6 protein-coding genes are annotated in these 6,917 nt (G+C 32.4%); 1 reads left to right on the top strand and 5 read right to left on the bottom strand.

Annotated elements, in window-relative coordinates:
* Nucleotides 1–905: 905 nt before the first annotated feature.
* The gene (gene trxB, locus HKP48_RS01080; RefSeq protein ID WP_296341941.1) at nucleotides 906–1,889 is read left to right on the top strand and encodes a thioredoxin-disulfide reductase; all 984 of its coding nucleotides are present in this window, start codon (nucleotides 906–908) and stop codon (nucleotides 1,887–1,889) included.
* Between the two features lie 49 nt (nucleotides 1,890–1,938).
* Here trxB and HKP48_RS01075 read toward each other — a convergent pair whose 3' ends face one another.
* The 5 genes from HKP48_RS01075 to HKP48_RS01055 form a co-directional block, all read right to left on the bottom strand.
* Entirely contained in the window at nucleotides 1,939–2,781 is an 843-nt protein-coding gene (locus tag HKP48_RS01075; RefSeq protein WP_296341939.1) for a DUF2807 domain-containing protein, read from the bottom strand.
* 287 nt (nucleotides 2,782–3,068) lie between these two features.
* Entirely contained in the window at nucleotides 3,069–3,803 is a 735-nt protein-coding gene (locus HKP48_RS01070; RefSeq protein ID WP_296341938.1) for a head GIN domain-containing protein, read from the bottom strand.
* Between the two features lie 106 nt (nucleotides 3,804–3,909).
* Nucleotides 3,910–5,772 carry a PspC domain-containing protein gene (locus HKP48_RS01065; RefSeq protein ID WP_296341936.1) on the bottom strand — a complete coding sequence of 621 codons (1,863 nt, stop codon included), beginning with the start codon at nucleotides 5,770–5,772 and terminating at the stop codon, nucleotides 3,910–3,912.
* On the bottom strand, nucleotides 5,769–6,110 hold the full coding sequence (locus tag HKP48_RS01060) for a PadR family transcriptional regulator (protein WP_296312740.1): 342 nt from the start codon (nucleotides 6,108–6,110) through the stop codon (nucleotides 5,769–5,771). The genes HKP48_RS01065 and HKP48_RS01060 overlap by 4 nt, the downstream gene beginning before the upstream one ends.
* A 103-nt stretch (nucleotides 6,111–6,213) precedes the next feature.
* The gene (locus tag HKP48_RS01055) at nucleotides 6,214–6,660 is read right to left on the bottom strand and encodes a DUF4870 domain-containing protein (RefSeq protein WP_296341934.1); all 447 of its coding nucleotides are present in this window, start codon (nucleotides 6,658–6,660) and stop codon (nucleotides 6,214–6,216) included.
* Nucleotides 6,661–6,917 lie beyond the last annotated feature (257 nt).

The following is a 6,917-nucleotide window of genomic DNA, read 5'->3' as shown; positions in this document are numbered from 1 at the left end:
CGGATTAAGAATAATAATCAACGCCTAAAGGAGTTTGCATTATATGCCATTACAGGGCAATCCGCTTGGGAATTATGGAGAACAAGTACTAATTCAGTCATATATTAGAATATAGCCTTGTTTTTTTAAGGACACATGCTGTTAGCTGTTAATCATTCCTTTGGGTGATAATATGTTTAGCATGCTCGTTTTATAATTGGTTTTTTTGTTTATTATTAGTGTAAGAAAAATATTCAAAAAATACAAATTAACTCAGTGTTTATATGGGTTTTAATTTATACGTTTATAATTTTAAGAATACAATATATTACCAGCATTATCTATTTTAATTTGGCTAAAGCTATTTTCTCCAACCATTAATTTATAGTTAAACTCTTCTTTTTCTGCAATAATTTGGTTCATTACACTAGAGCCGTATTCTATTTGCTCTGTTAGGGTAGAATCGGTTGCTGTATAGTTTCCGTAACCAAACCATTCTATGAAATCATTAGGAACAAGTTTACTCTACATTACCTTGTTTTTATTCAACATTTTTACTTGTCGATAACCTTCATTGGTATTAAAGGAATCTATAATTTTATTATCCTTATAATTGTAAAAGCCTGTCATTTCCCAATTTCCTTTAAGCGTATGCTTTTTGATATTTGCAGTGTTTTCAACTATATCTTTATCTTCAGTAGCGTTCTGTTTGTTATCTGTAATTTAGCCCCTAAATAGTTCGGAGTGATATTTTAAATTTTTCATATTAATTAAGATTTTAATTATTAATAGTTAATAAGTAAAAAAAATAGTAATGCGAATGACCTACATAGTATTTCTCAATAAAATCATTATTTCTGTTGATAACTTCTATGTAAGGTTTTAGGTAAAAAAACTACTTTTGCTTCGATTAAATAATCAAGATTATGTCAGATACTATTGAAAGTGTAAAATGCCTAATTATTGGCTCAGGACCCGCAGGTTATACGGCTGCAATTTATGCTGCAAGGGCTAATATGGCTCCAGTTTTATATCAAGGTGAACAGCCTGGTGGACAATTAACTACAACCAATGATGTTGAGAATTTTCCAGGATATCCTGATGGCATCACAGGACCAGAAATGATGATACAATTACAAAAACAAGCAGAACGTTTTGGAACTGATGTGCGTCATGGATGGATAACAAAAGTGGATTTTTCAGGACCTGCCCATAAGGTTTGGGTTAATGGAGAGAAAGAAATCCATGCTGATACAATTATCATATCTACTGGAGCCTCTGCAAAATACTTAGGTTTACCATCTGAGCAAAAATATTTGCAATTGGGTGGAGGTGTTTCGGCATGTGCTGTATGTGATGGATTCTTTTATAGAAATCAGGAAACTGTAATCGTGGGTGCTGGAGACTCTGCATGCGAAGAGGCGCATTACCTATCTAAGCTTTGTAAAAAAGTAACAATGTTAGTGCGTAGAGATGAGTTTAGAGCTTCTAAAATTATGGCACAACGTGTTAAGAATACAGATAATATCGAAATTCTTTATAATACAGAAACAGAAGAAGTGTTGGGAGATGGGCAACTAGTTACAGGCGTTAGAGTAAAAAACAATATCACTGGAGATACGCATGAAATTCCTGCAACAGGGTTTTTCGTAGCTATTGGACACAAACCTAATACTGATATTTTTAAGGACTATTTAGACCTTGATGAAACAGGTTATATTATTAACGCAAAACCAGGAACAAGTAAGACCAATATTGAAGGTGTTTTTGTAAGTGGAGATGCTGCCGACCATGTTTACAGGCAAGCCATTACTGCAGCAGGAACCGGTTGTATGGCTGCACTTGATGCTGAGCGTTATTTAGCGGCTAAAGATTCTACCTTTGAGGTAAGCACACCGACATATAATTAAAAGGGTTAACTAAATATTTCACAAGCCAAAGAAAAACCTTTGGCTTTTTTTAGTTCTTTTTTTTCTGAAGTTTCGCAGTATCCGTTAAAAGTTCTAAATTTATTTTTGGCTCTCCGTAGACATAAGTCTCGGAATTTCCAGAGGCATTAAGTGTTAATAAGACTTCTACATTTAGAGTAGCATCGCTACTACTTTCTATAAGCACATCTGCATTTTTGATACTATAATTTTTTCCTAAAAAGTTAGTAGAATTATCTAAGTGAATTATGGTGTTTTCTGCGTCGCCTTCGATAGTAGCATCCGCACTTCGATATAAGTCAAAAGATGAAGTTTTTCCTGTAACTAAGGCATCTATTTTACTATTATCGCTTAGTATAAATGCAGTACTGTCCGCAACTACATTTAAGCGACTTTTAGATTTGCCTGAAGAGGTAAAACTTAAAGAGTTGGCTTTAATATTAAGATAAGCTCTTGAGTTGTTTTCAACTTTTAAGGTGAAGTCAGTTAATTCCATTGAGGTTAATGAACGTAACTCAACATCATTGTAAACTTCTATATTCTCTAAGCCATCACTATAGTTTACGGTGATGATTAACTTCTTTTTAGAAGTGATGCGTTTATCGGTAGAAATACTAAGTACTCCAGCATCTACGTCAATATTTATAACGCTGTGCAAATTATCATCAGCTTCGACTTCAACAGAATGTTTGCTATTATATGCAATTTTAACCTCAAAATTATCTTTAACAATTAATGAATTAAAGTTATCGACATAGGTCTGCTTAATGGTTACATTCCTATTTCCTTTAATTTTTTCTTTCGTTTGACTATATCCAAAACAGGTAATACCTAAAGAAAACACCAATATATATAAGAGTTTTACTAATTTCATAATCCTTTATTTAAAGTTATATCTGAAGTAATTATACGCTTTTTTTTACTTCGTAGATGTTATTGAAACAAATATATGCAAAAACCATCCCAAACCGTTTTTCAGGTAAGCGATGGTTTTTTATTTACTGAATTTCTTCAGTTGATTATGATTGGTTATCTTACTGTATATCCTTAAAGTGTAATAATCAGAATGTATCTGTCATTTCGAGCGTGGTCACAGAGCGTAGTCGAAGTGTAGTCGAGAAATCTAAATTATTACTGATTACGGACATACAAATTATCTTATTATACCTTTTTTATACTACCAGAAACACCACTGTTTTTATCAACTTTATCTGGATTACCTTCATATTTTATACTAGCACCACTGGTTGCACTTGCTTTTAATACTTTTATGGTATTTACAGAAATGCTAGCACCACTTGTAGCAGAGACAGTTGTTGATTCAGCCTTTAATCTGCTTGCTCTAATATAACTTCCGCTTGTCGCAGCAATATTCATATTTTTTGTAGTTCCTTTAATATCTATACCTGCGCCACTTGTTGTTTTTATTTTTAGAACGTTTGTATCAATATCTAAATCAATATGACTACCACTCGTTGATGATAGGTTTAGTTCATTAGTGTTTAGACTGCTTTCGGAATATACATTTGAACCACTTGTTGTAATTATCGAAGCAATATCTTTAACTGTTAAAATTACTTTTTTAGATGCTGAAGATTTTATGTTTTCATTTGCAGAAATTCTGAGCATGTTATTATCTTCATCAAATTCCGTAGTAATAACGTTGTGTAAATTTCGGTCAGCTTTTACTTCTAAAGAAATTGTATTTCCTTGGGTTAAGATAACATCGATACCTCTACTTACTTTAACGGTTTCAAAGTTAGAAATGACTTCTCTTGTTTTGGTAATGACATTTCCGTCTCCTATTATACCTGGATCAAAGTTGATGTCAAAGTTGCAAGATGTTAAAAAGATTGCAATGATACTAGCTGTAATAATTCTTACTAATGTGTTCATGATTGTTCTTTTTTTTATTGATGATTTAAAACGGTTCAAATATTTAAAAAATTAGTGGTTGATTAAATTTTAAATATATGAACTGTTGATTGATTAGTCTGAAGTGTTAATTATTATCATTCGTTTTGATTTCTACACCAGATTCATCATCAATTTTGACTTGAACTTCTGAGCCATTGGCTCTAATACCATCAGCTGCTATTTTTAACTTCACGCTATCACCAGATTTAATAATGACGCCTTCTTGTGAATTAATTTTAAGGTAAGTGCTGTCAGTTTCGTTGTCATCTTCATTTTTTTCGATTTCAACAGGGCAGTCTAAACATTCTACATCGTTTTTTAATACTTTTAAAAAATGTCCACTTTTAGCATCAGCAATGATACTATTGTAGTTGTTATAATAGCGTCTCTGGTAGTTCCAAGTATTTTTATCGATAAAAAGTGTTGTCCCTTCTGGTACATAAACCAATATCTTGATTTCTTGCTCGCTAAATTTGTTTTTAACATCGGTACTTAAATAGCGATTTAACTGAAGTTCATTATTTTTAAAGCTGTATTCGTAATCAATATCTTCGGCTCTTTTCTTTGCAATATTGTAACTGCTTCCGTCAGCTTCTTTAGAAATAACGACTTTAGCAAGAGAATCTGTTGTAGAATAAACGATGAGTTTAATGTTAGAAGACACGATGCTTCTTCCATTTTCATCTTCAATAATCCTAAAACCATTGACGCGTCTATTATAGCGACTATTATAATTTTTAAAATCAGCCATGCTAATACTTAGCGTATCGTTTGTAGTGATATTGATTTCTTTTTTTTCAATAACTTCTGCATCATAAGCATGCTCTGTGGCCTGTCTTATTCCGACTACTCCCAACCCTAAAATGGAAACTATCCACAGACCTAATAGTGTAAATTTTGCAGGATTACCAATGGACTTTAGATTGTTCACCAATATTTTTAGACCTAAATAAAACAAAAAGAAAAACGGAATACCAACAGCTAAGAATAGTAACAGCGACATTAGCCAAATAGGAATATTAGCCGTGTTTGCTGCCTCTAAAAAGTCGGTACCAGGAAAATGTATAGCATCAGTAACACCAACTGTAAAAAACGCAATGATAAGGCCTACTAATGCGCTAATTCCTGTAATCATGAGAATGAGCCCAAAGAACTTTGCGAAAATCTTTAGGAAGAACATCACTATGTCACCAATGGTTTCAAAAAAGTTACGCGACTTGTTCTTTAAGCGGTCGCCTTGTTTTTCAAAATCTACACCTTTTACAGTTTCCGAAATATTATCTGCTACGTTTTCAAAACCTTCCTTAATATTATCTCCATGTTTTTTGAAATCTACATTTTTTACCTTTTCGGAGACAATATCAATACCGTCTTTAATTTTTTTTTCTATGTTACTGATATTCACAGGTTCTCCCGTCATGGTAAGCTTTTGAGCCGTAGTACTTGCTTCAGGTACTAATGCCCAAAAGATGAGATAAATAAAAATAAAAGTGCCTCCAGATAACAAGGTAAACAATACCCAAAGTAGGCGTACCCAAATCATATCTATGCCTAAGTAGTGGCTTAAACCTGCTGAAACACCTCCTATATATGAGTTGTCTGTGTCGCGATATAGCTTTTTACTAGGTCCAGATTTAGTTTGTCTCTGTTTGGTGTAAGTAGGCTCATCTTCAAAAATTTCATCATCAACCAAATAATCTTCTGGTTGTCCCATAATGGTAATCACCTCATCTACAAGCGTAATACCAACAACTTGTTTGTCGTTTTGTATGCGTTCTGTAAATAATTCTGCAATTCGAGCTTCGATATCTGCAATAATTTCTGAGCGACCTTGAGAGTCTGTAAATGAACGTTTTATAGCCTCAAGATAGCGTTGCAACTTAAGATATGCATCTTCATCTATATGGAAGAATATCCCTGCTAAATTTATATTGACTGTTTTATTCATTTCTTTGTTGTTTTTGTGCTTGTGACTAGGTTAACTGCGTTTTGTAATTCACTCCAAGTGGTGTTTAGTTCTTTGAGGAATAATTTTCCTGTTTCCGTGAGACCGTAATATTTTCTTGGTGGTCCAGAGGTAGATTCTTCCCAACGGTAATTGAGAAGTCCAGCATTTTTTAATCTTGTTAATAGTGGATAAATAGTCCCTTCTACAACAAGCATTTTAGCGTCTTTAAGTGTGCCAAGAATCTCTGCAACATATGCATCTTCATCCTTAAGGACAGACAGGATGCAATATTCTAAAACACCTTTACGCATTTGTGCTTTTGTGTTTTCTATCTTCATATTAGATATTTCTTTAATTCGATTAAACTGTTCATTTTTTGATTGATTTGATTGATTTGATTGATTTGATTGATGATTATTCGATTTTGTTTAGGTCAAGCTGCTATTTTAAAAAATTGATAGTCAAAGGGTATTGGTATTCTTTCCCATCTCTAGCAGATAAACTTGCTTTGACAATTAGTGCTAATTCGACTAAGAATCCTAAAAATGCCAAAACACCGATACCGCCAGTAATGTAAAGTAGAGGCGAAGGTCTACCTATATTTATGTGAAAATCATAAAAACCATTAAAATCTATAAAGTCGATACCGTTAAAAACTTTAAATATGAAAAATGGAATGCTTATCGTACCAATGATTAAGGCGTATAATAGAATGCTAATCTGAAAGTTAATTGCTTGTTTACCGTGCTTGTCTATAAATTCAGATTTTTCTTTATTGGTAACCCATAAAACAATTGGACCAATAAAATTTCCAAATGGAATTATAAATCTAGAAAAAGTAGATAGATGGATAAATGTGGCAATATTTTTATGATGATTTTTTGTCATGATTAAAAAATGTATAATAGTTTCTTATACAAATATATGTCTTTAAGAAGGTATTATGTTACACATAGTACTAAAAATTAACATTTTTTTAACTATATCAAAAAGCTTTAAAAGGGTATGATCTCTATTGTAATATTTATTCGCTTTCAGGTTTAATACCTCGAGGCTTGCCTCGTTAATTATTACTATTTTGTGACTCGATGTCACAGAATAGTAAATATATCCATAAAAGTCATAATGTTACAGTTTTACTATAT

Origin of the sequence: Winogradskyella sp., assembly GCF_013042245.1 — a bacterium.
In the GTDB taxonomy this organism is placed as follows: Bacteria; Bacteroidota; Bacteroidia; order Flavobacteriales; family Flavobacteriaceae; genus Winogradskyella.
The sequence above is the reverse complement of the archived record's forward strand: the minus strand, read 5'-3'. Positions and strand labels throughout refer to the sequence as shown.